Source organism: Sphingobium sp. SJ10-10 (assembly GCF_036038995.2).
GTDB lineage: Bacteria > Pseudomonadota > Alphaproteobacteria > Sphingomonadales > Sphingomonadaceae > Sphingobium.
This window is the reverse complement of the sequence record NZ_CP158132.1, coordinates 272,209-295,918: the sequence shown is the minus strand read 5'-3', so window position 1 is coordinate 295,918 and position 23,710 is coordinate 272,209. Positions and strand designations below refer to the sequence as shown.

Annotated in this window: 17 protein-coding genes and 2 pseudogenes; 9 read left to right on the top strand and 10 right to left on the bottom strand. The window is 60.7% G+C overall.

Annotated features, from left to right (window positions below; all coding sequences use genetic code 11):
- Positions 1–244 precede the first annotated feature (244 nt).
- Both VVT58_RS01435 and VVT58_RS01430 read left to right on the top strand, forming a co-directional pair.
- A complete protein-coding gene (locus VVT58_RS01435) occupies positions 245–694 on the top strand; it encodes a carboxymuconolactone decarboxylase family protein (protein WP_327751879.1) in 450 nt (149 codons plus the stop codon).
- An 84-nt stretch (positions 695–778) separates the two neighbouring features.
- A complete protein-coding gene (locus tag VVT58_RS01430; RefSeq protein ID WP_327751880.1) occupies positions 779–1,591 on the top strand; it encodes an SMP-30/gluconolactonase/LRE family protein in 813 nt (270 codons plus the stop codon).
- 67 nt (positions 1,592–1,658) lie between these two features.
- Here VVT58_RS01430 and VVT58_RS01425 read toward each other — a convergent pair whose 3' ends face one another.
- Positions 1,659–2,603, bottom strand: a complete 945-nt coding sequence (locus tag VVT58_RS01425; RefSeq protein ID WP_327751881.1) for a LysR family transcriptional regulator — start codon at positions 2,601–2,603, stop codon at positions 1,659–1,661.
- Positions 2,604–2,795: 192 nt separating this feature from the next.
- Between VVT58_RS01425 and VVT58_RS01420 the strand changes: the two genes are divergently transcribed.
- The 3 genes and pseudogenes from VVT58_RS01420 to VVT58_RS01410 all read left to right on the top strand — a co-directional run bounded on the left by VVT58_RS01420 (position 2,796) and on the right by VVT58_RS01410 (position 7,043).
- Positions 2,796–3,227, top strand: a complete 432-nt coding sequence (locus tag VVT58_RS01420) for a hypothetical protein (protein WP_327752061.1) — start codon at positions 2,796–2,798, stop codon at positions 3,225–3,227.
- Positions 3,122–3,463: pseudogene (locus tag VVT58_RS01415) on the top strand (tyrosine-type recombinase/integrase); the annotation flags it as partial. The gene VVT58_RS01420 and the pseudogene VVT58_RS01415, both read left to right, overlap by 106 nt.
- Positions 3,464–3,839: 376 nt before the next feature.
- The gene (locus VVT58_RS01410; protein ID WP_327751882.1) at positions 3,840–7,043 is read left to right on the top strand and encodes a DUF3857 domain-containing protein; all 3,204 of its coding nucleotides are present in this window, start codon (positions 3,840–3,842) and stop codon (positions 7,041–7,043) included.
- A 314-nt stretch (positions 7,044–7,357) separates the two neighbouring features.
- Here VVT58_RS01410 and VVT58_RS01405 read toward each other — a convergent pair whose 3' ends face one another.
- The 7 genes from VVT58_RS01405 to VVT58_RS01375 form a co-directional block, all read right to left on the bottom strand.
- Positions 7,358–8,215 (bottom strand): oxygenase MpaB family protein, encoded by an 858-nt coding sequence (locus tag VVT58_RS01405; protein ID WP_327751883.1) that lies wholly within the window; start codon positions 8,213–8,215, stop codon positions 7,358–7,360.
- A gap of 2 nt (positions 8,216–8,217) precedes the next feature.
- Positions 8,218–9,723 carry a TIGR01777 family oxidoreductase gene (locus VVT58_RS01400; protein WP_327751885.1) on the bottom strand — a complete coding sequence of 502 codons (1,506 nt, stop codon included), beginning with the start codon at positions 9,721–9,723 and terminating at the stop codon, positions 8,218–8,220.
- The gene (locus VVT58_RS01395) at positions 9,720–10,340 is read right to left on the bottom strand and encodes a DUF4166 domain-containing protein (RefSeq protein WP_327751886.1); all 621 of its coding nucleotides are present in this window, start codon (positions 10,338–10,340) and stop codon (positions 9,720–9,722) included. The genes VVT58_RS01400 and VVT58_RS01395 overlap by 4 nt, the downstream gene beginning before the upstream one ends.
- Positions 10,341–10,479: 139 nt before the next feature.
- Entirely contained in the window at positions 10,480–11,058 is a 579-nt protein-coding gene (locus VVT58_RS01390) for a MarR family transcriptional regulator (RefSeq protein ID WP_327751887.1), read from the bottom strand.
- Between the two features lie 274 nt (positions 11,059–11,332).
- Positions 11,333–11,791 carry a hypothetical protein gene (locus VVT58_RS01385; protein WP_327751888.1) on the bottom strand — a complete coding sequence of 153 codons (459 nt, stop codon included), beginning with the start codon at positions 11,789–11,791 and terminating at the stop codon, positions 11,333–11,335.
- 89 nt (positions 11,792–11,880) lie between these two features.
- Positions 11,881–12,741, bottom strand: a complete 861-nt coding sequence (locus VVT58_RS01380) for a hypothetical protein (protein ID WP_327751889.1) — start codon at positions 12,739–12,741, stop codon at positions 11,881–11,883.
- 567 nt (positions 12,742–13,308) lie between these two features.
- Positions 13,309–14,480 (bottom strand): IS3 family transposase gene (locus VVT58_RS01375; protein WP_405053715.1). Its coding sequence is split into 2 segments (ribosomal slippage): positions 13,309–14,207 and positions 14,207–14,480, totalling 1,173 coding nucleotides; the frame shifts between segments, so codons are not numbered across the junction.
- Positions 14,481–14,560: 80 nt separating this feature from the next.
- Between VVT58_RS01375 and VVT58_RS01370 the strand changes: the two genes are divergently transcribed.
- The 4 genes from VVT58_RS01370 to VVT58_RS01355 are packed head-to-tail and all read left to right on the top strand — an operon-like array spanning position 14,561 to position 21,238.
- Positions 14,561–17,500 (top strand): CHAT domain-containing protein, encoded by a 2,940-nt coding sequence (locus tag VVT58_RS01370; RefSeq protein WP_327751891.1) that lies wholly within the window; start codon positions 14,561–14,563, stop codon positions 17,498–17,500.
- Positions 17,497–19,536, top strand: a complete 2,040-nt coding sequence (locus tag VVT58_RS01365; protein ID WP_327751892.1) for an adenylate/guanylate cyclase domain-containing protein — start codon at positions 17,497–17,499, stop codon at positions 19,534–19,536. The genes VVT58_RS01370 and VVT58_RS01365 overlap by 4 nt, the downstream gene beginning before the upstream one ends.
- Positions 19,523–20,272 carry a hypothetical protein gene (locus VVT58_RS01360; RefSeq protein ID WP_327751893.1) on the top strand — a complete coding sequence of 250 codons (750 nt, stop codon included), beginning with the start codon at positions 19,523–19,525 and terminating at the stop codon, positions 20,270–20,272. Before VVT58_RS01365 ends, VVT58_RS01360 begins: the two co-directional genes overlap by 14 nt.
- Positions 20,273–20,329: 57 nt before the next feature.
- Positions 20,330–21,238: a phosphodiesterase gene (locus tag VVT58_RS01355; RefSeq protein WP_327751894.1), complete on the top strand. Its 909-nt coding sequence runs from the start codon at positions 20,330–20,332 to the stop codon at positions 21,236–21,238.
- 176 nt (positions 21,239–21,414) lie between these two features.
- Here VVT58_RS01355 and istB read toward each other — a convergent pair whose 3' ends face one another.
- Positions 21,415–22,197, bottom strand: a complete 783-nt coding sequence (istB, locus tag VVT58_RS01350) for an IS21-like element helper ATPase IstB (protein WP_327751895.1) — start codon at positions 22,195–22,197, stop codon at positions 21,415–21,417.
- Positions 22,187–23,684: pseudogene (gene istA, locus VVT58_RS01345) on the bottom strand (IS21 family transposase). The gene istB and the pseudogene istA overlap by 11 nt, the downstream one beginning before the upstream one ends.
- Positions 23,685–23,710 lie beyond the last annotated feature (26 nt).

Sequence of the window (23,710 nt, the reverse complement as noted above, 5' to 3'; positions counted from 1 at the left end):
CCAGAACCGATCGGAGCAACGACGATCCAGGAATAGACGCTCGCCCAAAGTTGGGGCGTTGCGGCAGATGCGGCTGTTCCTTGCCGCTTCGTTTCTCCGTCTCGCCATATGGCGGGGTCCAAAATATGAACGCCCTATCGTGGAGCCTTAATTGCCTAGAATCGCCCTTCTGACAGAAAGCGATGTCGCATCGAATGCAGTAGCGTCAGCCGTCAAGGAAAGACGCGGAGGCCGTTTCCTTAATATGGACCTGCTGATGCTCAAAAGCCCGGTTTTCACCGACGGTTGGAATGACTTCAGCCGGATGCTCGGCAACCTGTCCCTGCCGCTTCAGCTGAGGCAATTCGTGATGTGCGTGATCGGCGTCGCGAACGGTGCCGAATATCAGGTGGCAAGTCATGGTCCCCAGTTCCTGGCCGCTGGTGGCCGTCAGGAACAACTGGATGCGCTCACGGATATGCCCGCCTGTTTCGCGAACGAGAATCTGTTCGACGAGCAAGAGCGGACAGCGTCACTGCTTGCCCTGGAAATGACGGAAAATGTGCAGGTTTCGGACGCCACATTTGACGCGGCAGTCCGCGCATTCGATAATGAGGAAAAGATTGTCGATCTTGTCGGCCTGATCGCGGCGTACAACATGATATCCCGCTTCGTGGTCGCCTTCGACATAAGGCCCGAAAACGGGAAGCTCTGAAAAAAGAGGCGTCTGCGCCGCCAGCGCACTCGCTTGATAAGCGGATCATAATCGCAGGAGGCAGCGCTGGTCGGACAACAGGGCATGTTGTGGGGCGAAGGCATCCGGTGGCGCGACGGCGCGCTGTGGCTTTCCGACACACAAGGGTCGAAGCTTTGGACCAACGCTTCCGGACAATGGCGCTCGACCCCCCTGCCCTCCCCTTCCAACGGTCTATGGTTCCTGCCAGACGGGCGGTTGGTTGGTGCCATGATGCATGAAAAGCGTATCGGTGTCTGGACCGGGATCGAATGGGACACCTACGTCGATCTGGCTCCTCTGGGCGTAGGTCCACTGGGCGATATGATCGGCGACGATTGGGGCAATCTGTACGTCGACGATGTTGCCTATTCCAAGCCGAAGGGGGAAGAACCCCGCCCGGGCCGCCTGATATTCGTGGCAAAGGACGGCACGTCACATGTCGCTGCCGAGAACATGCAGTTTCCGAACGGCCTGGCCTTGCTAAACCGCGGCGACACACTTGTGGTGGCGGAAACGACGGCGCAGAGGCTGGTTTCCTTCCAGGTGGATGCGCCCGGCAAGTTACGCGACAAACAGGTCTATGCCGACCTCGCGGCACTGATGGATCCGGAAGCTGCCCCAGATGGCATTTGGGGGACCGAAGCTGGCATATGGGTTGCCACGCTCGAAGGGCGCGCGATTATATTGGTCCGCGATGGAAAGATCGTCGAGTCCATCAATACGGGCGACGCCCTTCCGGTGGCTTGCTGCACCGATGGCGGCGAGCACCTCTTCGTAACATTGGCCGATACTGCGGGTGAGCCGCTGATGGAGGCAATTGCCCGCAAGTCGATCTCCACTATGGTCCACAGTTATGATCTGAAGCCGATGCCATAGGGTAGAGACCGAGACAAAGCCAATCTCGCAGCAATGTGTCGAAAAACGGATCAGTGCCCAAAATATATTAGCGTTCCATAGATCGCCCTGAACTGCGCTCCGGTTCGGGCAATCCAGTAAAGAAATCGCCCGCCTCTGCAAGCAGGCCGCGGATAAAGCGCTGCGTCAGCCTTACTTGAGCGGTCTCTGCCATCTCCGCATCCGCCACCATCCAATATGACCGGCAAAGCGAAATTTCGTCGGGCAGGACCGCGACCAATTCGGAATTTGTGGACGCGACATAGGCAGGCAATACGCACAGGCCAAAGCCGGAAACGGTCGCGCTCATCTGGGCTTGCAGGCTGCTGTTTTGCAATCGTGCCCGCAGATTGGGGCGGATTTCCGGGAGATAATTTAGCGCACGCGTGAAGATCAGATCGTCCACATAGCCGACAAAAGGATGTTCGCCGAAATCGTCCCGCGATCTGATAGGTGACGCCGAGGCGAGATAGGTTTTGGAGGCATAAACATAGAGCTGGTAGTCCGTCAGATGTTCGTGAACGAAATTGCCGGTGGACGGGAGCGACATGGTGACTGCAAGATCGGCCTCCCGACGCGAAAGTGCAACGATCTGTTGGATTGTGATCATCTCGACCGCGAGCCGAGGATGCGCAGCGGCCAGCTCGCCAATGCGCGGAGCGAGGAAATAGTTGCCGAACCCTTCCGGTGTACTAATGCGAATGGCACCGGTAAGCCCCTGCCGCTGACCGGCCGCTGTTTCCTCGATCCGTACCGCTTCCGCTTCAATCGCTTGCGCCATCGTCAGGAGCGTCTCACCATGCCGGGTGAGGTTGTAACCCCGCGGATTACGCTCAAACAGCTGCAGACCAAGCGCCGCCTCGAGCGCTGCAATCCGGCGACCGACCGTCGCATGATCTGCGCCAGTGCGCCGTCCCGCCAAGGATATGGTGCGCGAACGGGCAACCGCGAGAAAAAAACGTATGTCGTTCCAGTTGAAAGCCGATATACTCATATGTGCAAGCTTGCACAGAAATCGAGCAAAGTCTCTTTTTTATCGATACTTGTTGATGCTAATCATCAAGTCGCATACCGAGAATCACGCCGGCTGAAAGGATGCTCTGTGGCCGCAATTCCTCCGTTGAACGCGATACATATGTTCTCGCAAACCACAGGAGCGGCCCGAGCACAAGAGGTATGAAAATGCTTGACCGGACAGATTCCGGGTACGTCCAATCCCGGTGATAACACCATCTCGGACCTGCTGAACACGCGTCGTATATCGAATCTGCAACTGCTTGTCGTGGGCCTCGTCGCGGCCATTATGGTGCTCGAAGGACTCAGTCTTCAGATACTCGCCTATGTCACGCCCACGGTGCTGGCCGACTGGCACGTGACCAAGTTGCAATTCTCGCCCGCCATCGGAATGTCGAAATTCGGCATGGCGGCCGGGGCGCTCATAGGGTGCAAATTCGGCGATTGGTGGGGCCGCAAACCTGTGCTCATCTGCACGGTTTTTCTGTTCAGCATGAGTACAGCCGTTTCCTCTTCCCTTCCCTACGTTCGGTCGATCGGCCGATGTCAGAAAACACGATCAATGCCGCGCTACGGCGTATGGGCTTCGCGCAAGACGAGATGACCGGCCACGGTTTCCGGGCCATGGCGGCCACGCTGCTCAACGAGATGGGCCCATGGCATCCCGATGCGATTGAGCGGCAGCTTGCCCATTGCGACAACAACGCGGTGCGTCGCGCCTACACGCGCGGAGAATATTGGGATGAGCGCGTCCGCATGATGCAGCACTGGTCCGATCACATCGACTTCCTGCGCGACGGAGCGAAGGTTCTCAAAGGCGGGTTCAAAAAAGCCGAATAAATGGCATGTTTTTCGACCCTTTGCGGTCGTTCATCTGCCTATTTTTTTACTCCCAGGTGCGGACCGGCAGCTCAGTTGCGGATCCTCAATAGCCGAGTCCAGAATGACGGCGTACGTCAGCGATTAAGGAAGGTTGTCGAAAGCGGGTCGGGAAAAGTGACCTAGCTGCCACCGCTTCATTGCTGCCGTTCGGATGCAGAATTGACGTTTCCGAAGTGCGGAGCCCGCAGAAAGACCAGTGTGGCACAACCCTCATTCCGGACACCTGATCCTATCGCCACCTTATGGAAATCTCCATCATGCGCGTTATGATGCGTTAGAAGGGGAAGATTCTTAAATGCGATCAATAAAATACCTGTTGTTGGCGTCCAGTCTGTTGGCCAGCAATGCATATGCCGCCGCCGACAAACCAGTGATTGTGCCCGCCCCGGATTGGGTAAAGCCAAATGCAATCCCCGCGATACCGGACAAATCAGATGAATCACCGATCCGCCTTCTCCTCTCGGATCAGCAGGTCAAAATTGAGACGGGTCGGCAAACCGTCTATTCGGATGTGGCTCTACGCATTCAAACGCCGCAAGGCCTCGCGGCTGGTAATCTTTCCTTGCCCTGGAACCCGGAAACCGATCAGCTTTCCGTCCATAAGCTGCTCATCCATCGTGGCAGCGAAACCATTGATGTGCTGGCATCGGGTCAGACCTTTACAGTGGTACGGCGCGAGCCCAATCTTGAAAGCGCAATGCTTGATGGGAGGCTCACGGCCAACATTCAGCCTGAAGGTCTTCAGGTTGGCGACGTTCTCGAACTCGCCATCTCGATCTCAAGCAACGACCCGGTTCTGAATGGGCATGTTGAGCAGATCGGCGCGGCGTGGAACGGCGTCCCTGTCACGCGCGCGCATTTCAAGGCGCAATGGCCCATCCAGTTGCCGTTGGCCATGCGCCAAAGCCCATCCCTGCCGGTCGCCAAGATCGTCAAGGCGGGCGCCACCAGTTCCCTTGAAATAAATCTCGATAATGTCGAGCCGATCACGCCTCCCAAATATGCTCCAGGCCGTTACAATATCGGACGCGTGATCGAACTCAGCGATTTCCGGTCCTGGGCGGATCTCGGCGCGCTCATGGCACCCCTTTATGCCAACGCCGCTGTCGTGCCGGCCGATGGACCGCTGCGTGCAGAACTGGAAAAGATTAAGATAGACTCGATTGATCCAGTGAAACGTGCCGAGGCGGCGCTCGCACTGGTGCAGGATCGTGTTCGCTATGTCGGTCTACTGATGGGAGCCGGCGGTTATGTTCCAGCGAATGCTGCGGACACATGGTCGCGTCGCTTTGGCGATTGCAAGGGCAAGACCGCTCTGTTGCTTGGATTACTGAAGGAACTGGGCATTGCCGCGGAGCCAGTCGCGGTCAATCTGGGTGGTGGAGACGGTTTTGACCAGCGTCTGCCGATGATCGGCTTGTTCAACCATGCCCTGGTGCGTGCGACAATCGCGGGGAAAAGCTACTGGCTGGACGGCACCCGCACCGGCGATCTCAGCCTTGATCGCTTGCGGATACCCGATTTCGGCTGGGGTCTTCCGCTAGTGAAGAGCGGCGCGCAGCTTGTCCGCATGCAGGCTGGGGCACTCGAAAAGCCGGACGAGGATCTCACCATTGGAATTGACGCCCGTGCGGGGCTGACCATGCCCGCTCCGTTCAAGGCCGAGACCGTATTGCGCGGCGATGGTGCCATCAATACCAAGCTCAGCCTGGCCAGCATGACTACGGATGCAAGAGACCGCACATTGCGGGAATATTGGAAAGGACGGTTCGATTTTGTCGATGTGAAGTCTGTTAGCGCCACTTTCGATCCCCAAACGGGTGAGCAGCGCCTCTCCATGCAAGGCTTAGCGCAAATGGATTGGAAGGAAGGCATGTATGAGGCCGATCAGATCGGTCTTGGCTACAAGGCCGACTTCACCCGCTCGGCCGGCCCCGACCAGAACGCACCTTATGCGGTACAGCATCCTGTTTATTACCACACGGTCGAAGAAATCCAACTTCCACCCGGCTTCCCGGAGGGCAGAGACCTGTCGAACGCAAGGGTGAATGAGGTAATCGCGGGCACCGAATATCGACGCAACGCCCAATTGGTGAATAATGTCTTCCGCATCGAGGCTTCATCCCGAAGCATCGCCTCGGAGTTTCCCGCAAAGGATGCGCCGGCTGCCGAGAAGATGCTGCGAGATCTGGTGGAACGGACAGTCTATCTCCGCAAGCCCACGAACTACCGCATGACCGAGGCGGAGCTAAATGCTCCTCTGCCGGACACGGCCGAGAAGGATGCAATATTACTGGCTCGGGGATTGCAGCTGCTCGATATGGGTCAGTTCGATAAGGCGACCGGTAATTTCGATGGGGTTCTGGCCATTAATCCCCGTAATGCCGTTGCCTTGGCCAATCGTGGCCTGGCGAAGGCATGGATGCAGCAGTTTGATCCGGCATCCAAGGATATCGATGCTGCAATGGCGATAGATCCGAAAAACGTCGTGGCCCTTCGGGCGCGTGGGCTGCTATCGGAAGCCAGAAACGATAGTAAATCGGCAATAGCGGCTTATGGCGAAGCAATAGCATTGGATGCTTCAGACAGTTTTTCTCTTGGACATCGCGCTATCCTCGAACAACAAGCGGGCAATGCTTCGTCAGCACTCATGGATGCGGAGCAAGCGCTCAAACTTAACCCGCATTGGGCTCAGTTGAGACTTGTACGCGCGAACATTTTTAAAAATCAGGGCAAGCGCGATGAAGCCCTCGCCGAAGCCAGAGCGTTGACCACCGACAACAGCGGCGACGGCTGGGCCCAAGTGGCAGCGGCGCGCATATACGGCGCGCTCGATCACAAGGAGGAGGCCATGCAAGCTTTCGACAGAGCCTTGGCCATCAAGCCAGAGGCCTTCATCTATGTGAATCGCGCGAACATAAGGGCGAAGGAAGATATTGCGGGTCGAGAAGCGGACTATGACGCCGCGTTGAGGCTTGATCCCCAAATGCCCGACGCCATAGCGGGCAAGGCGAATTTGCTCATCGAAAGGGGTAATCTGACAGCTGCCATTTCCACCTATTCCGATGCATTGGATAAATCCCCCGATAATATCGGGTTGCTTTCGGATCGCGGCCTTGCTTACGCCAAGAGCGGCGACATGGCCAAGGCTGACCGGGACTTCGCGACGGCCCGCGAACGGGCTAAGAGTGGCGCGGTTCTGAACAATCTTTGCTGGGCCAAGGCCACTGCTGGTATCGCGCTGGAGGCGGCCCTCAAGGACTGCGACCTTGCCTTGGCAAAGGAACCCGAAAGTCTGGCGGCGATCGATAGCCGGGCTTTCGTGCTCTTGCGCCTCAGCCGCCTGGATGAAGCCATAGCGGCCTATGATGTCGTATTAGCGAAAAGCCCGACACTGCCTGCTTCCCTCTTTGGACGCGCGGTTGCTTTGGCTCGCAAGGGCGACAAAGCCAAAGCCGAGAGCGATCGCGCCGCCGCTATCGCAGTCAGTCCTGAGGTGGAGAAGACTTTCGCGGGCTATGGCGTGACATTTCCGTAGAGAATTAAAATCCGCGCGCTTGGTCATGTCGGATGTTCCGAAATACCGTAACGACGGTATTTCTACGGATGCCGTCGGCCCGCGACCCATCTTCGCCGCTCAGAGGGCAAATTTCGTTTCTCAGGTTCCGACCGTCCGGTTTCTTATTTTGGGCGCGCAATTCCAGCTGATTCCCAAATGGCCAGTCTCGGCAAACGATTCAGGAAAGCTGCCAAATCTCATGACGAAAGCCCTGCGCCGAAGCCGGCCATGGCGAAAGTGCCAAGAAAGGTGTCCACACTGAGCGCCCCTTTCCATGGACGTAGGTAAAAGCATCAGCGGTGGTTAAAGGCCCAACGCAGTGTGTGGGCAATGATGAAGGCGCTCCCCCGAACCAAGGGCGATGTCAGCGGCCGCGCCGGGAAGCCGTGCAACTGCTTTGCCCAAGGTGGCAATATATCGACCGATGCCTGCATCAGCATGGCCTGCGCGGGCCTCATCGCTGTGGACGGCGCCGGTTGCGACAGGATCATGCGGGCAACGCCGCGGGTACGGGCATCGGCCTTCAACTCCGGCAGGAATGATGCGATCAGCGTTTCGGCCTCGGCACGGTTTTCGGGTACCGGATCGGCCCCAAGCGCGCGGGCGACCTGCGCTGCCTGTTTGAAATAGCGGTCTTGGTCGGCGCGGCTCATGCCCGGTTCGGCAAAGGCGATCCAGGCGTCGAGGAAACCCATCGCCTCACAGACATGGACCCAGGCGAGCAGGCGCGGATCTGTGGCGGCATAGGGCGTGCCGTCAGGAAGGACGCCCTTCACACGTTCATGCACCTGACGCACCCGATCGATGGCCGCGTCCGCTTCCGCCCGATTGCCAAAGGTGGTGATCGCGATGAAGCGGGCGGTGCGCCGCAACCGGCCCAGCATGTCGCCGCGAAAGCCGCTATGGTCCCAGACGCCAGCCAGTGCGGCGGGATGCAACATCTGGAGAAGCAACGCGGTGACGCCGCCTATCATCATCGTCGTCACATCGCCATGCACGCGCCAGATCACCGACTGGCGCGGATAGAGGGCGTTGTCGGAACGGATAACCGGCCTTTCGCCACGATCACGATCATTGAAGACGTCCTGTATCCGCCGGACCAGCATATGCCGCAGATGGTCGGCCGGCAGCAGAAAAAGAGCGTTGGCCATGGTCAGCAGCCTTCCTTGAGAGCAAGCGGGTGGACGGGCGCATCGGTCAACATCATCTTGTCGGCGCCCGTGATGGCAGCTAGTGCCGCGTCCAGATCGGGATAGTGGAAGCTGAAACCGCTTTGGGTTGCGACGGCAGGCAAGACCCGCTGCCCGCGCAGCAGCAATTCCTCCGCAAAGCCTCCCAACAACCGGCGCAGCGGCCAGGCTGGCACCGGCAGCATGGCGGGTCGATGCAGAGCGCGACCCAGCGCGGCGGTGAAGGTGCGGTTGGTGACCGGTACCGGTGCCGTGCCGTTGACCGGGCCGTTAATTTCCGGCCGGGCGAGGCAATGGACGATCAGGTGGACGAGGTCGTCGCGGTGGATCCAACTCATCCAGTGCCGCCCGTCGCCGAAGCGCCCGCCCAGCCCATATTCGAACGGTGCCAGCATCCGCGCCAGCATCCCGCCGCTGGCGTCCAGCACCAGCCCGGTGCGCAGATAGACGGTGCGAACACCAAGCCCTTCAGCCCGGCGCGCAGCCCGCTCCCAGTTCAGACACACATGGCGGGAGAAGCAGGGGGTACCTTTATCGCCTTCACGCAGAGGCTCATCGCCGCGCAGGCCATAGATGCCGATCGCCGATCCGCTCACCAGCACCTCCGGGCGATGATAGAGCCGCTGTATCAGGCGCAAAACATCCTGTGTCATGACCATCCGCGAGCGAACGATGCGCTGGCGCTTGGCGCGGGTCCACGGGCTGTTGGAAATCGGCTCGCCCGCCAGATTGACGATAGCGTCGATGCAAGTGTCGGGCGAGATCGCGTCAAGGCTGGTGACGATGCGGACCGGGCCGGCCTGAAGAAGCGGCAACGCCTTGGCGCGGTCCCGGGTCAGCACGGTCACGTCATGACCGGCGCTGGCCAGCGCCTCCACCAATCGACTGCCGACAAAGCCTGTGCCACCCGTCACCAACACAGCTTTGCGCGGGCCAAGGGCGGCGGCGAGCGGTGCGGGGTCTGCCGGGACAAGCCGCGGGCAACGACGCGCCGCCGCCAGGTCACGCAGGCCGGACACGAACACGCCGAAAGCGGCAATGGCGCAGAACCAACTCATGATGCCATAATGAACGGGCAAGATCGCGCTTGGCTCCCTGGCCCATTCGAACAGTGCGGGGATCAGCATGGCGAGGATGACACCGTAATTGAGCGTCAGCAGAGTATGAGTGACCCGTTCGGTCGCGGGCAGATGGCGGGTGCGGTCTTCCTCGACGAAATCCCAAAGCGTGATGAACAATTCGCCCGCCAGCAGCAGGATCAGCGCGATTGCCCAGCCGCCCTTCGGGATGGTCCAGCCAAGACAGGCAAAGGCCAGCATATAGGCAAGGTTACGAATGCCGTGGAGGCGCAGTTCCCCGCTCTGGCCATGCCGCCAGGCGAGCCGCTCGGTCCCTTCATGATGATAGAAAGTGTCGAATGCGCCCATCATCATTTGCAGGGCGATGAAAAGCCAGAGGGTGGTCGTCATGGCTGGACCTCCTGTTGCGAGGTGGGCTGATCGTGAAAATGGCCGACTTGGCGAATGAGCTCGCCAAGCAAGCGATGGCGGAGAGACAGGGTGAAGGCGAACGCTCCCTCACCCATGTCCTCATGATCGATGCTGAGCGCGCCGGGCGCAATCCAGCGCGGCAGGCGCAGCCGCAGGGCGCCGATGCAGAGGAAGTAATGATGGCTGCGGAAGCGGATGCCGGTTGCGCTCGCCTCGACGGTCAGCGCGATACCGAAGCCCGCACCCAGATATTCCTCCAGCCCAGTGGGCCCGGCGAACCGCTTGGCGCTGTGGATCACTTGGGGAAAGCCGCGCGGGCGGGCATACATGCGGGTCCAAACCTGCCCGCCGCTGGCGCCATCTTCCGTCACCGTGACGACCGCAGCCATGCCGCTGTCCCGGCCGAGCGGCAGTGGCGATCCGATCAAGCGGCACGCCTGCGCCAGCAGCCAACCCGGTGGCCTCATCCGGCAGGTGATGACCTGCCCCGCATAGCTAACCGAACGCCCCGGCAGCAGACGCTTGGCGAAACGGGTCCGTACCGCCTGCGGCAGCCTGTCCCATGCCTCCGCGCCGAGCAGCATCCTAAAGCGCATGTCGGATATCTGGTCAGGGCTTGAACGGCAAAAGACGCTATCGTCTGTCCTCCGGATCGCTGGTCTGGCCATCTTCCCTTCCTCCAATATATTCGGTTATTTCTGTATTGAGAGAAATAACAGGGCAAAAAGTTAAGGCCTAATCGGCCTCCTTCTTATTCCCCTTTCCGCTGACGAACTTGAGCAGGCCCACGACCTTCGATCCCATGCGGATCAGGGTCATGATCTGGGCGGGCGGGACGTTCAGCATCTGCTGATACCAGTTTTCAACCGTGTTCATGAAGTCGTGCATCGAATGAAGGCGCTTGCGGACGACCGGGCTGATCCGGGGATCATCGGCATGCTCCATTGCGGCGCGGATCGCGGCGACCATGGGATCGATTTCCCGCTCCTTGCGCCCTTGCGCGACCTTCGTCGCCATCTGCCACAGATCGGTTTCCGCCTCATAATGATCACGCCGGTCACCCAGTACCGGAACACGCCAGGCCAGTTTCCAGGCCAGCAATTCGCGCAGGCTGTTCGATACGTTGGAGCGAGCCATGCCCAGCTTGTCGGCAATATCCTCTGCCGTCAGGGGACGATCGGACAGAAAGAGCAACGCATGGATCTGCGCCACCGATCGGTTCACGCCCCACTGCCCGCCCATATCGCCCCAACGCAGCACAAACTGCTCCACAGCAGAAGGAAGGCTTTTCGACTCGTTAGATATTTCTGTCATGACAGAAATATCTAACGAGTCTGCCAGCATGTCAAGGCCGAGCATCTAATTTTTGATCCCCAGGTGCTGACGGTCCGCTTTCCCGGCAGGTGTCGACCAGAGCCGGTCGTTCGTCTTAGGGAGCCTTATCGGCAGTTCCGGCCAGCCCCGGTCATTCGCGCAATTCGAAGTCGTCTGGCTGCGGCGCGTCTATCCAAACGAGAACTCAGCGCTCAAACGCGGATCGCTTCGGAACAGCGGGTGAATTTGGACCTTCCAGAGGGGAAGCTCGCGATTAGATTGTGAACACAGGACCCAATCGCGCAATCGCAGACCAGATTAGCAAGACCATTGCCGCGAACGGCACCATCAAGGAAAAGCTGACGGTCAAGGCGACAATAACACCCCAACGCCCCCGCTGATGATAACGCCAAGCCACGGCGTCGGCCATAGCCCGGTTGATCATTAGCAAACGATAGGTGAGCAAGCACCCAAACAGGCCGGCAAGCCCCAGACCCAGATAGGCGAGCAGCCGCCAGCTTGTATTCGCGATGCCATGCGCCGCTTTCAGAGCAACGGCAGTCGCGACCCACCATGCTAGAAGCCGAAGTACATAGTTGGCATATTCAAACAATGGTTTGTCAGGTTCGAGAATCGCCTTCAGATCGCTCCGAACCAAGGCCATTTCCTCCTCAAAGATCTTCGGGAAAGGTGAAGGCTCTTCACGCCGAATCTGCGGTTTGTCACCATCCATGATGTGCCCTTTCCAATTCTTCGCCAGCATCACGCGATAAGAGGATTCGGATTTGCCTTAACTATTGGCCGTAAGGGGGTACGGCGATGTCAGCCGTCGAGCCGGCCGAAGTCGAGATCTTCAGTAAATGCTTCGAGTGGTTCACTTTCTATTTCGCAAAAGCGTACTAGGTCCATCCAAAGTGGCAAGCCGCTTTTCAGGTTGCGGATGCGTACGGCCGCTTTGGGCCCAAAATCGGTATCGATCGTATCAACGTCGGCAATTCCATAGGCGTCCAGTTGGTTCGCACGATCCCCGATCACACGTTCGCCGAGCCGAAACGCGCCCTTGAGGTCGCTGATCAAAATTCTGACGCCATCGACGTCAGTCCGAACCGCACCGGTATTTTCCATCTTAATGGCCCGCTTCACCACCGCGCCAGCAAATCGCCGCAAGTCTACTGGAACGTTGCGCAGCCGTTCGACATAGACCTCAAGCTCCACGGCGGCGTCTACCAGTTCAACGAGCGAGTTCCCCCAGCCAAGCGCGGAGTCAAGTCGAATCAGGTTGGTCGCATGGCTCGGCTCTTCCGCCTCGGTCCAGTCAGTGAGCTTTTCCAGAATGGCACGATCGGGATGGGAAAACCGCTTCTCGTGATCTTCCTTCATCTTCCGTAACTTCTCGACAGTGTACACTGCAACATCATTGGTCTTCTGATGATGTGGATAGCACATAAGAATGAGATTTTCGGCCTGCCGCCGTCCTTCGTTCGTCATGTTGGCGTTGAAGCGTTCGCCATCTTCTTCAGCCGCCTCAATGTGACAAACCTGTCCGATAAAGGTACCCTCTGCGTCCATCATAAGCGCGCCACATCCAGGAAAAGCGCACAGGTTGCCCGATTTGAGGAAAACTTCTCGCAGAGTGTCGGCCTTGGGTGTCAGGCGTTTCGTTTTTTCGGTTATAGTTGTCATTTCGCTAGTTTAGCATAGAGATCGGGATGTAAGTGGCGCGCGGCGCGACGGAAGCTGTTCGGCTAAACAATCGAGGCGGTCAACATTATTTCCCCGCTATTCCAGCATCATCCTACTCAATCATGCGATATTTAAGCTGTAGGCTCGACGATCGCTATTGTCATCGACGAGCGCAAAGCGCCTGGGTCATGCGAGAGGGGCGCAGTTTCAACGGAAACAGGAGCGGCTTGATCACTACCCGTCCGATTGGTTGGGCGCTGGGCACCTTTGTTGCCCCCTTCAAGATGAAACGCATCGCCGATTTCACAGTGTGATCCAAAGCGCCAAGTCGGAAATGGGCCGAATAGCTCAACCAGGCGGCCGGTGCCGGAACCTTGAAAATGTCAGGTCTTGCCGGAAGCTGACCGTTGCTATTGAGAATCCAAACGACGGCTTTGTCCCAGGAGCCTGCGCTCGCTCTCGGCCAAACCGACCCTGTCCGGCCGTTCAACGGCTAATTTCCCTCTCCTAGATCCGGACCGGCCACTTCAATCTGGACTGCCCGCGATGACTGGTCCGGTTGCATAATTAGCTGATCCGCATTTCGGATGCCAGCCTGGGCGGGAGGCGAAGCGTAGCGGAGCCGAGCGGCCAGGCTGGCATCTTGATGGTTTCCGGCGCTGGCGGGCGATAGCCGAGACTACTGTGCGGGCGCAGTCGGTTGTAATGATCGCGCCACCAGCCGGTGACGCAGCGGACCTCATCCAGGCTGTAGAAGATCTCGCCGTTGAGCAGTTCATCGCGCAGGCGGGCATTGAAGCTCTCGATATAGCCATTCTCCCAGGGGCTGCCCGGCTCGATGTAGAGCGTCGTGACGCCGAGCCGGCCCAACCATTCGCGCACCGCATGGGCGACGAACTCAGGGCCGTTGTCGGACCTGATATGCTCGGGCGGGCCATGCTCGATGAACAGATCGGCCAGCACGTCGATGACATCGTTCGACCGGAACCGCCGCAGCGGCACCATCGCCAGGCACTCTCGGCTGAACTCGTCGATGATGTTGAGCATCCGGAACTTGCGTCCGTTGCGCGTCTGATCCTCGACGAAGTCATAGGACCATACATGCCCGCGATGCTGCGGGCGCATGCGGATGCACGATCCGTCGCCCAGCCAGAGCCGCCGTCGCTTCGGTTGTCTCTTCGGCACTTTGAGACCCTCCCGCCGCCAGATACGCTCCACCACCGACAGGCTGACCTGCCAGCCGGCATGGCCCAGCAAGGCATGGATGCGGCGATAGCCGTACCGGCCATAATCCTTGGCAAGCGCGACGATGTCGGCCGTCAGCCTCTGCTCGTCGCCGTCATCCTTCGGACGATGTCGCTGCGTCGAACGATGCTGAACCAGAACACGGCAGGTCCGTCGCTCCGATACCGGGAGAACACGACGGACCTGCTCGATCGCCTCGCGGCGACGGGAGGGGCTCAAAAAGTCAGCTTCGACGCCTCTTGCAGGATTGCCTTATCCAGCGCGAGATCAGCCACCAGCTTCTTCAGCTGCGCATTCTCTCGTTCCAGATCCTTCATCCGACGCACCTGGTCGACCTTCAAGCCACCATATTCCTTGCGCCACCTATAAAGCGTCTGCTCCGCAATCCCGATCTGCCGACAGGCCTCGACGGCGGTCCCACCCCGCCCGACAATCACTTCCACCTCACGCAGCTTCGCGATGATCTGCTCCGGCGTAAATCGCTGACGTCCCATACAATTCTCCAATTCTTATGCCCAAACGGGCTCTCTTCAGAATTGGACCAATTTTCTCAAGGCAGACCCGGTTCGCCTCCATGTTCGACCGGGCCTACGACATTGTCTGCCGCGATGCGGCCACGCCGGTCGCGCGGCTCTACGCGCTCAAGGGCCGTGCGGGAGAGCCAGAGGATGCCGGCTTAAGGGACAAGAATCTGTCCTGCGCCCGTCCCGAGGAAGCCCCGATACCCGACCTTCGCGGCGTCGGGAAAGCCGAGTGCCGCAATGGCGCTGGCCTCAACTACACGATCTACACCTTGCGGCATGGCGACGAGTTGCTCAGCGCCGAAGGTCTTTCGGCCTATGATAGCGCCCTGCAGATCGGGCTGCGCGCCCTTGCGGCCGACCGTGCCGTCGGCGGCGAGATTTCGGTAGCGACCACCAATGCCGGAGATCCCGCTGCCTTTGCGCGGGTCCAGGCGGCCAGCCTAGATCCCGGCCAGGCGCTCGCCGCCGGTTATGGCCGTAATGTCGAAGGCAGCTACGCCGAGGCGTCGGAATTCTTCGAAGCGCTGGTCGGCCGGGTCCGCACCAAAAATGCCGAAACCAGCAAGACCGCCGAATATTACGCCAATGCAGCCATGCAACAGTCGAACCTCGGCAACATGGCTGAGGCCGATCGCCTGTTCGCTGAAGCGTCCAAGGTCGCTGACGGATCAGACCCTTTGTTCGGACGGCTGTTTCGTAACCTCAAGGCCACGCATAAGCTCAACAAGCGCGATGCCGACGGCGCCATTGCGGCGCTCGATACGGCAGTCCCGGCGATAGCCGAGGCGGCAGGATTGAGTTCACGGCTGGCTGAGGGTTTCATCGACAAGAAGCTTTCGCAGCGGCTCCAGATCGATGACGATGCCATGACTAGGCTCGGCGGAGGGGCCACGTACCTATCCGAAGCCGAGCGCGGCACATTGCTTGATGCCCAATCGCATTATCTGCGCGGCGTCGCTCTCCGTTTGAAGCACGAACGCGATGCGGCCAGATCCGAATTCGCCAAAGTGCTGGCCGATTATTCCTCGGTGCGTGGCGGAGCGGTGCGCTCGATGCACTGGATGGTCGCCAGTGTCTCCATCGAACTTGCCCAGATGGCCGAGGCCGAAGGGAAGGGCGGTGTTGCCGAAAACCATCTGCGCGATGCGTTGCGAATTTATGAAGCCGACTATCCGGAATCGGCAACGGTGCTGGCCGTGAAGGCCAGGCTGGCCGGGCTGCAGGCAAAACATGGCGCCATGAACGATGCCATCCCTGCCTATCGTCAACTGGTGCGCGACGCTGCGCGCATTCCGGGCGGCAGCGAGGCTCTGCGCGCCCTCATCAAGCCCTATTTCGATGCGCTCGCCGCGAAGGGCGATGTCCAGTCCGCGAGGGACTTCTTCGTTGCCAGCCAGGCGATGGTGCGGCCCGGTGTCGCCCAGACCCAGGCCGTGTTCGCGCGGGAGCTGTCGGGCGGCAGCGACGAGGCGTCGAGCCTGTTTCGCCAGTCGATCAGCCTGAGCCGTGATATCGTCGTCACCGACGTTGAAATCGCCCGCCTCGGCGCGATTGAATCGCGCACCCCTCAGGAAGACCAGGCGCTTGTCGCAGCTCAAGCCCATCGCCAGCAGGCCGGCGCCGATCAGACCGCACTGCTCGCCCGCCTGGCTGCGTTCCCCAAATTCCGCATCATGACCAACTCGGCCCTCGAACTCGAAGGCATGCAAGCCGAACTCAAGCCCGACGAAGGCTATTACAAGCTGCTCATCGTTGACGAGGCGGCCTATGGCATCCTCGTGCGCCGCGATAGCGCCCGGATTTTCAAGCTCCGCGCAACCCGCACTGATTTAGAAAAGCTGACCAACACCATCCGCGATTCGATCGTTATCGAAGAATCGAACCAGCTCACCACCAATCCGTTCGACCTCTCCGCCTCGCACAAAATGTACGACCTTCTTTTCGGCGCGGTGGCCGGGGAGATTCCGTCGATCAGGCATCTGGTGTTCGAGCCCGACGGGCCATTGCTCAAGCTGCCCGCCAACGTCCTCGTCATGGATCAGGCAAGCGTCGATGCCTATGCCGCCCGTCAGAAGGTGAAGAATCCGGACGAATTCGACTTCACCGGAACGGCCTGGCTGGGGCGCGACCGCCTCATCTCCACCGCTGTTTCCGCTCAATCTTTCGTCGACGTCCGCAGCCTGCCGGCCTCGCGTGCCAAGCGCCATTATCTGGGCATGGGCCAGAACATGCCGACGGCCCAACTGGAATGGGCGCCGCACAGCGAGGAAGGCCGCGATGCCTGCGACTGGACGCTCTCGCTCTGGAACAAGCCGATCTCTTCGGCTGAGCTGAAGCTTGCTTCGCAGCTTCTCGGCGGTTTCGGCAATGAGGTGGTGACGGAAGAAGGCTTCTCCGACACCGCCCTGCGCGAGCGCGACGATCTGAAGGATTTCCGCATCATCCAGTTCGCGACGCATGGCCTCGTCACCGCGCCGCGGCCCGGCTGCCCTGCGCGTCCTGCGCTGGTGACATCCTATGGCAAGCGCCAATCGGACGGGTTGTTGAGCTTCAAGGAAATCTTCGACTTGAGGCTCGACGCCGATACGGTGATCCTCTCGGCCTGCGACACGGCGGGCGCGGCGACGGCGGCGGCGACACGCGAAGCGGGGATCGGCACTGGCGGCAATTTCGCGCTCGACGGCCTGGTGCGCGCCTTTGTCGGCGCCGGGGCGCGCTCGGTCATCGCCAGCCACTGGCCGGTGCCCGACGACTATGACGCCACCAAAAAGCTGATGTCCCTGATCTACGAGGACAGCAGCACCCGTCCGATCGGGGAATCGATGCGGCTATCGCAGAACCGGCTGATGGATGATCCCCTGACGTCCCACCCCTATTATTGGGCGGCCTTCGCCATCGTCGGGGATGCCGCTAAGCCGCTGTCCGGCGGCACCGCAAACCAGTTCGCCGGGGCGGAGAGTGCCGCGAACGAGAAGGAAGCACGGCAATGAGCGATACCCAAGGAAAAGCGGCCAAGGGCTTTGCTGCGAGGCTGGGGAAACTGGCGACGCAGATCGGCCGGGGCCGGGTCGCGCTCTCGCTGCTCGGGCTGGTCCTGGCGGTGCTTGTCGCCAGATTGAGTTGGAACCTGCCGTTCGCCGTGGATGCCGAACATGCTTTGTTCGATGCGCGAATCATCGCCACCGCACCGACTGTCGAACAGGATAATCGCGTCGTCATCGTCCCCTACACCGACGAAACCCTGATCAAGACCGGCAAGCGCTCGCCGTTGGACCGGACGACCCTGGCCAAGGCGCTCGCGCGGCTGGACAGCATGGGGGCCAAGGGGATCGGCATCGACATATTGATCGACCAGCCGCAGAGCGACGACGCGCTCCTCATCAAGACCTTCCAGGCGATGAAGACCCCGACCTTCCTCGCCCATGCCTCCATCGACACGGCAAGCGACAAGATACTCTACGAGCAGCAGCAGTTCCTGGAGACCTTCCAGAAGGAAATCGCCAGGGGCGGCCATGTCCACCCGACCAGCATCGTCATTCAAACCGATTCCGACAATGTCATGCGCAAATGGGCCGACATCATACCCGGCGCTCCGCCACGCATGCCCAATGCGCTGAATCCCGGCGACAAGGCCTTCGCCCATTATACCGGAAGCCTTGCCTATCGCCGCCCGGCGCTCAAGGATCAGCCAATCTTCGCGGCCATTCCGATCGATACCTTCGCCAGCGACGAGCTGTTCCAGTCTCCTGAGGCGGCAGCGATGTTCGCGCAGCAGATCAAGGGCAAATATGTCCTCATCGGCGGCAACATCCAGGATATCGATATCTTCCAGACCCCGCTGACCCGCGGCGCGGGCAAGGACGAAGCGAAGAATATCTGGGGAATGGAGCTGTTCGCCCATATGCTGGCCCAGATGATGGACGGTCGGCTGTTGAAACCGGTGCCGAACGCCGCGCTTTGGATGGCGGCCATCGCCGCCGTGCTCGCCGGGGCTTTTACCGCGTCCTTCAACCGCAAGCCGATTCTCTCCGGTTCGCTTCTGGCGGTTCAGATCGCGGCGCTGGGTGGCATCCCCTTCCTTCTCGCCGCCAACGATATCGAGACCTACGATCTCCCCGCCTTCGGCTGGATTACCGGCTGGCTGGCCGCGTTCATCATTGCCGGCTCGGCGGCGCGGGCGCTGAGCGCCGAGCAGCGCAGGTTCGCGCAAGGCGCGCTGGGCAAATATCTGCCAGCCGACATTGCCGCGGAGATCATGAAGGATCCCGATTCCCTCCAGCTCGGCGGACAGAAGCGCGAGATATTCGTGATCTTTTCCGATCTTGAGGGCTTCACCAAGCTGAGCCACGCGATCGAGCCGGAGATGGTGGCCAGACTGCTCAACCGCTATCTCGACATGCTGAGCGAGGTTGTGCTCGCCCATGGCGGGACGATCGACAAGTTCGTAGGCGATGCCGTGGTGGCCTTCTGGGGTGCGCCGATCAGTCGTCCGGATGATGGCGAACGCGCGGTCAAGGCTGCGCTCGCGATGCACGCAGCGGGCGAGCTATTTCGCAAGACCGTACCCGAAGGCGTGCCGCCGATCGGCATGACCCGGGTCGGCCTGCACCATGGCGAAGCGATCGTCGGCAATTTCGGCGGCGAGGGACGCATCCAGTATACCGCGCTCGGTGACAGCATGAACACCGCCGCGCGCCTCGAATCCGCGAACAAGCAGACCAAGTCCGCCGTCCTCGTCAGCGAGAGTGCGAAGGAACGCTCAGGCCTCGACATCTTCCGGCCGATGGGCAACGTCGTGCTGCGCGGCCGCGCCTCCTCGATCGGCATTTTCGAGCCGGTTCCCGATATGCCCGAGATCGAACGCAAGCAATTTTGCGAGGTCGCCGGCAAGGCCATTGGCGGTTGTGCCGAGGCGCTGAGCGAGCTTGAAAAGAAATCGGAAACCATAGCGGATGACAAGGCCTTAACGCAGCTCGTTTACAGGCTGAGACACCAGGAAACAGGAGGGTATTTTGTTCTCGACTAGGAAGCTGACGGCACTTGCGGGCGCAGCGATCGCCCTTGCCACCGCCAACGCGGCTCTCGCCGGAACCTTGGTGGTCCGTTCGACTGGCCCTTCGGCTGCCTCCTATCCGGTGGGCAAGACCCTCGCGGCTGACGCCAAGCTGGCGCTCAAGCCCGGTGATATGATCACCGTGCTCGACGCCGCCGGCACCCGCGTCCTCAAGGGGCCGGGCCAGGTTGCGGTTGCCGGATCGGGCGCCGCGACGGGTTCGGGCTTCACCGCCTTGCTCGCCAATGCCGGCGCGCGCCAGTCGCGCACCGGGGCCACCCGCAGCGCCATCGGCGGCGGTCCCGCCCGCAGCCCGAATGTCTGGTATGTCGATGCGTCCCGAGGCGGTCTGCAATGCGTCGCTGACACGGGAACCATGGCAATCTGGCGTCCCGACAACGCCGCCGAGGGTTCGGCCACCGTGACCCGCGAGAGCGATGGCAAGAGCGCACTTGTGGACTTCCGCGCGGGCCAGTCGGTTCGCGCCTGGCCGGTCGACGAACTGCCCGTTGTCGAAGGTGCGCGATTCAAGATCGCGCTCGCCGGTGCGGCCACGCCTGTCACGCTCAAGGTCACCATGGTGAGCCCGTCCAGCGCCGAGCTCGATGGTGTCGCTTCCGCCTTGCTGGCCAAGGGCTGCAACAGCCAGATGGACGTTCTGGTCGAGGGTTCGAAGCAGGAATCCGGATCGGCGCTGGCCGCGAAATGACGCACGCCGGCCGGGTGGGGGTCCGGCCGGTGCAACGCACCTGGGGAGGGGCAACCGGTGTTGATAGCGCAAATCACCGACATCCATCTTGGCTTCGATCCCGGCAATCCCGGTGAGCTGAACCGGCAACGGCTGGACATGGTGCTCGATCGTTTGACGGCCGGTCCAAACCGGCCGGACCTGCTGCTCGTCACCGGGGATCTCACCGACAGGGGCGATCGCGAGAGCTATGCACGCCTGGCGGAAGCGTTGGCGCCGTGCCGGTTCCCGGTGCATCTGTGTGTCGGCAATCATGACCTGCGCGATCCGTTCCGAGCACAGTTCCCGAATGTTCCCGACGCCTTTGGCTTCATCCAATATGCGATCGACCTCGATGGGCTGCGTATCCTGGTCCTCGATACGCTGGAGGAAGGGCGCCATGGCGGGGCGTTCTGCGCAATCCGCGCGGCATGGCTGCGCGCCAGGCTGGCAGAGAAGCCGGACGTGCCCACGATCATTGCCATGCACCACCCGCCGGTCGAGCTGGGGATCGACTGGATGGACACCGCATCTCAGGAACCCTGGGTCGCCCGCTTCACCCAGGCAATGTGCGCCGCCGATCAGGTGAAGGCGATTGTCTGCGGTCATGTCCACCGACCGGTCATGACGCTCTGGCAGGGCCGGCAGGTGACCGTCTGCGCCTCATCTTCTCCCGAAGTCGCGCTGGATTTCCGCCCGATAAATCCCGATGCGACCGACGACCGCGCGATGATCGTCGCGGAGGCTCCGGGATTGGCGTTTCACCGCTGGGACGGCGAACGGCTGGTCACTCATTTCGACGTTGCCGGGAACCGCCAGACCCTGGCGCATTATGATGCAAACATGCAGGCGCTGGTCCGCCATTTGCTCGAAGAGCGCCCTGCCGAAGCAGGAAATCCCGCTGCGGCCCTTCACTGGCAATACACCACCCAATCGCGCACCGCGTAGTATTCAATTTCATTTCAGCAGCGGGGCAGCAAACCACCGGCGATGGGCGGTCTTGCATTGCGTTTCATCCTGGACCGTGCATTTTGCCTGCATGTTGATTGCCACTGAGAGTTGACCCGGGATTTCCACCGAGAAGTGACCCGCCTGATGGTTATGTTTCGGATGTCATCGGTGGTTCAAGATGGTGGTTTCTCCTTTCTGGGTCTGGCCTGCTGGGCCGAGCTGTTTTTGAACCGGAAGCTGTCGTTGCCGGTCTCCAGAATGTGGCAGTGATGGGTAAGCCGATCGAGGAGCGCGGTGGTCATCTTGGCATCGCCGAAGACGGTGGCCCACTCGCTGAAGCTCAGGTTGGTGGTGATGATGACGCTGGTGCGCTCGTATAGTTTGCTCAGCAGGTGGAAGAGTAGCGCGCCGCCGGAGGCGCTGAACGGCAGGTAGCCCAGTTCATCAAGGACGACGAGGTCAGAGTGCACGAGCCGGTTGGCGATCTGCCCGGTTCGCCCCTGGGCCTTTTCCTGTTCGAGGGCGTTGACCAGTTCGACTGTGGAGAAGAAGCGGACGCGCTTTCGGTGATGCTCGATAGCCTGAACACCCAGCGCCGTGGCGACATGGGTTTTGCCGGTGCCCGGTCCGCCGACCAGCACCACATTGTCGGCGACATCGATAAAGTCGCATCGATGCAACTGGCGCACCAGCGCCTCATTCACCTCGCTGCTGGCAAAGTCGAAGCCCGCCAGATCGCGATAGGCCGGGAACCGCGCGACCTTGAGCTGATAGGCCACGGACCGCACCTCACGTTCGGCCGTCTCGGCTTTCAGCAACTGGGAGAGGATTGGCACCGCCGCCTCGAAGGCGGGCGATCCCTGCTGCATGAGGTCGGTCACGGCCTGAGCCATGCCGGGCATTTTCAGGCCGCGCAGCATGACGACGAGGGCGCCGGTGGCGGGATCATGACGCATGACGGTTCTCCCGGCGCAGAGCATCGTAGCGCTCGACATTGGCCATCGGCTCGCTGACCAGCCTCAACGCCTGCGGCGCCGTCACCGGCGGCGTCGAGAGCGGTTTTCCATCGAGCAGCCGGTGCAGCAGGTTGAGGATATGGGTCTTGGTCGGAACGCCCGCGTTCAGTGCCATGGCGACGGCGGTCAGTACCGCCTGCTCGTCATGGTGCAGGACCAGCGCCAGGATCTCGACCATTTCCCTGTCACCGCCGGGGTTGCGCAGCAGATGCCGTTGCAACCGCTGGAAGGCCTCGGGCAGTTCGAGGAAGGGCGCGCCGTTGCGCAGGGCGCCGGGTTTGCGCTGAACCACCGCCAGATAATGGCGCCAGTCATAGACGGTATGGCCGGGGCCATCATGGGATCGGTCAATGATGCGCTGATGCTCGCATATGACCTGTCCTTCCGCCACGACCAGGAAGCGATCGGGATAGACCCGAAGGCTACGGGCCAATTGGCAAAGGAGGCCGGTACGCTGTAGCGATTGCGCTCCAGGTGAACGAGGCAGGTCGGCGAGACGCGCTTGCCATATTCCACAAAGCCGTCGAACGGGCTGCCCACCGGCATCAGGCATTCCGCTTCATCAGCCCAGGCATCGGCAACGGAGCCGGGTTCGATCCCGTGCGGGATATCCTGCCACAGCGCCTTGCAGCGTTCCTCCAGCCACAGGTTCAGGGCGTCGAGGCTTTCCGCCTGCGGTGTAGGTTGCCACAGGCGATGCCGCGCATCCTGGACATTCTTCTTCACCTGACCCTTTTTCCATCCCGCTGCCGGGTTACAGAACTCGGCCTCGAACAGATAATGGCTGACCATCGTCAGGAAGCGGGTGTTGACGTTCCGCTCCTTGCCGCGCCCGACCTTGTCGACGGCGGTGCGCATATTGTCATAGATGGCCCCGGCGCGGCACGCCGCCCAGCACGCGGAAGGCGTGATTATGGGCGCAGATAGGCTCGCACGAGGAAGGCCCGGCTGTGGCTGAGCTTGAAGTGGGCGACCTGCAATTTGGTGCGCACGCCAGCAATGATCGCCCAGTCCTCGCTCCAGTCGAATTGGAAGGCCTCACCCGGTGCGAAGGACAGCGGCACGAATGTCCCGCGTCCGCTCATCTGCTGCTGGCGGCGATAATCGTCGCGCCAGTCCCGCGCAAAGGCGGCAACCCGATTGTAGGAGCCGTCATAGCCCAGGCTCACCAGATCGGCATGCAGCTGCTTCATCGCCCGTTTCCGCTTGCGGGTGCGGCTCATCTCCCGGCGCAGCCAGGCTGACAGTCGCTCCGCGAACGGGTCCAGTTTGCTCGGCCGATCGGGCACCTTGAACCGCGGCTCGATCGTGTCCGAACGTAGATATTTACGGATCGTATTACGTGACAGTCCCGTGCGTCGTGCAATCTCGCGGATCGACAGATGATCGCGGAAATGCCAGCGCCGGATAACGCTCAATAACGCCATGTCCAACACTCCATGACCCCTCGCTC

Bases quoted from the DNA above. Each gene is read 5' to 3' on its own strand.
- VVT58_RS01400 (WP_327751885.1), bottom strand. From the start codon at position 9,723: ATGACGACCACCCTCTGGCTTTTCATCGCCCTGCAAATGATGATGGGC.
- VVT58_RS01385 (WP_327751888.1), bottom strand. From the start codon at position 11,791: ATGGATGGTGACAAACCGCAGATTCGGCGTGAAGAGCCTTCACCTTTC.
- VVT58_RS01390 (WP_327751887.1), bottom strand. From the start codon at position 11,058: ATGACAGAAATATCTAACGAGTCGAAAAGCCTTCCTTCTGCTGTGGAG.
- istB (WP_327751895.1), bottom strand. From the start codon at position 22,197: ATGCGTCATGATCCCGCCACCGGCGCCCTCGTCGTCATGCTGCGCGGC.
- VVT58_RS01370 (WP_327751891.1), top strand. From the start codon at position 14,561: ATGTTCGACCGGGCCTACGACATTGTCTGCCGCGATGCGGCCACGCCG.
- VVT58_RS01380 (WP_327751889.1), bottom strand. From the start codon at position 12,741: ATGACAACTATAACCGAAAAAACGAAACGCCTGACACCCAAGGCCGAC.
- VVT58_RS01435 (WP_327751879.1), top strand. From the start codon at position 245: ATGGACCTGCTGATGCTCAAAAGCCCGGTTTTCACCGACGGTTGGAAT.
- VVT58_RS01365 (WP_327751892.1), top strand. From the start codon at position 17,497: ATGAGCGATACCCAAGGAAAAGCGGCCAAGGGCTTTGCTGCGAGGCTG.
- VVT58_RS01395 (WP_327751886.1), bottom strand. From the start codon at position 10,340: ATGCGCTTTAGGATGCTGCTCGGCGCGGAGGCATGGGACAGGCTGCCG.
- VVT58_RS01425 (WP_327751881.1), bottom strand. From the start codon at position 2,603: ATGAGTATATCGGCTTTCAACTGGAACGACATACGTTTTTTTCTCGCG.
- VVT58_RS01430 (WP_327751880.1), top strand. From the start codon at position 779: ATGTTGTGGGGCGAAGGCATCCGGTGGCGCGACGGCGCGCTGTGGCTT.
- VVT58_RS01405 (WP_327751883.1), bottom strand. From the start codon at position 8,215: ATGGCCAACGCTCTTTTTCTGCTGCCGGCCGACCATCTGCGGCATATG.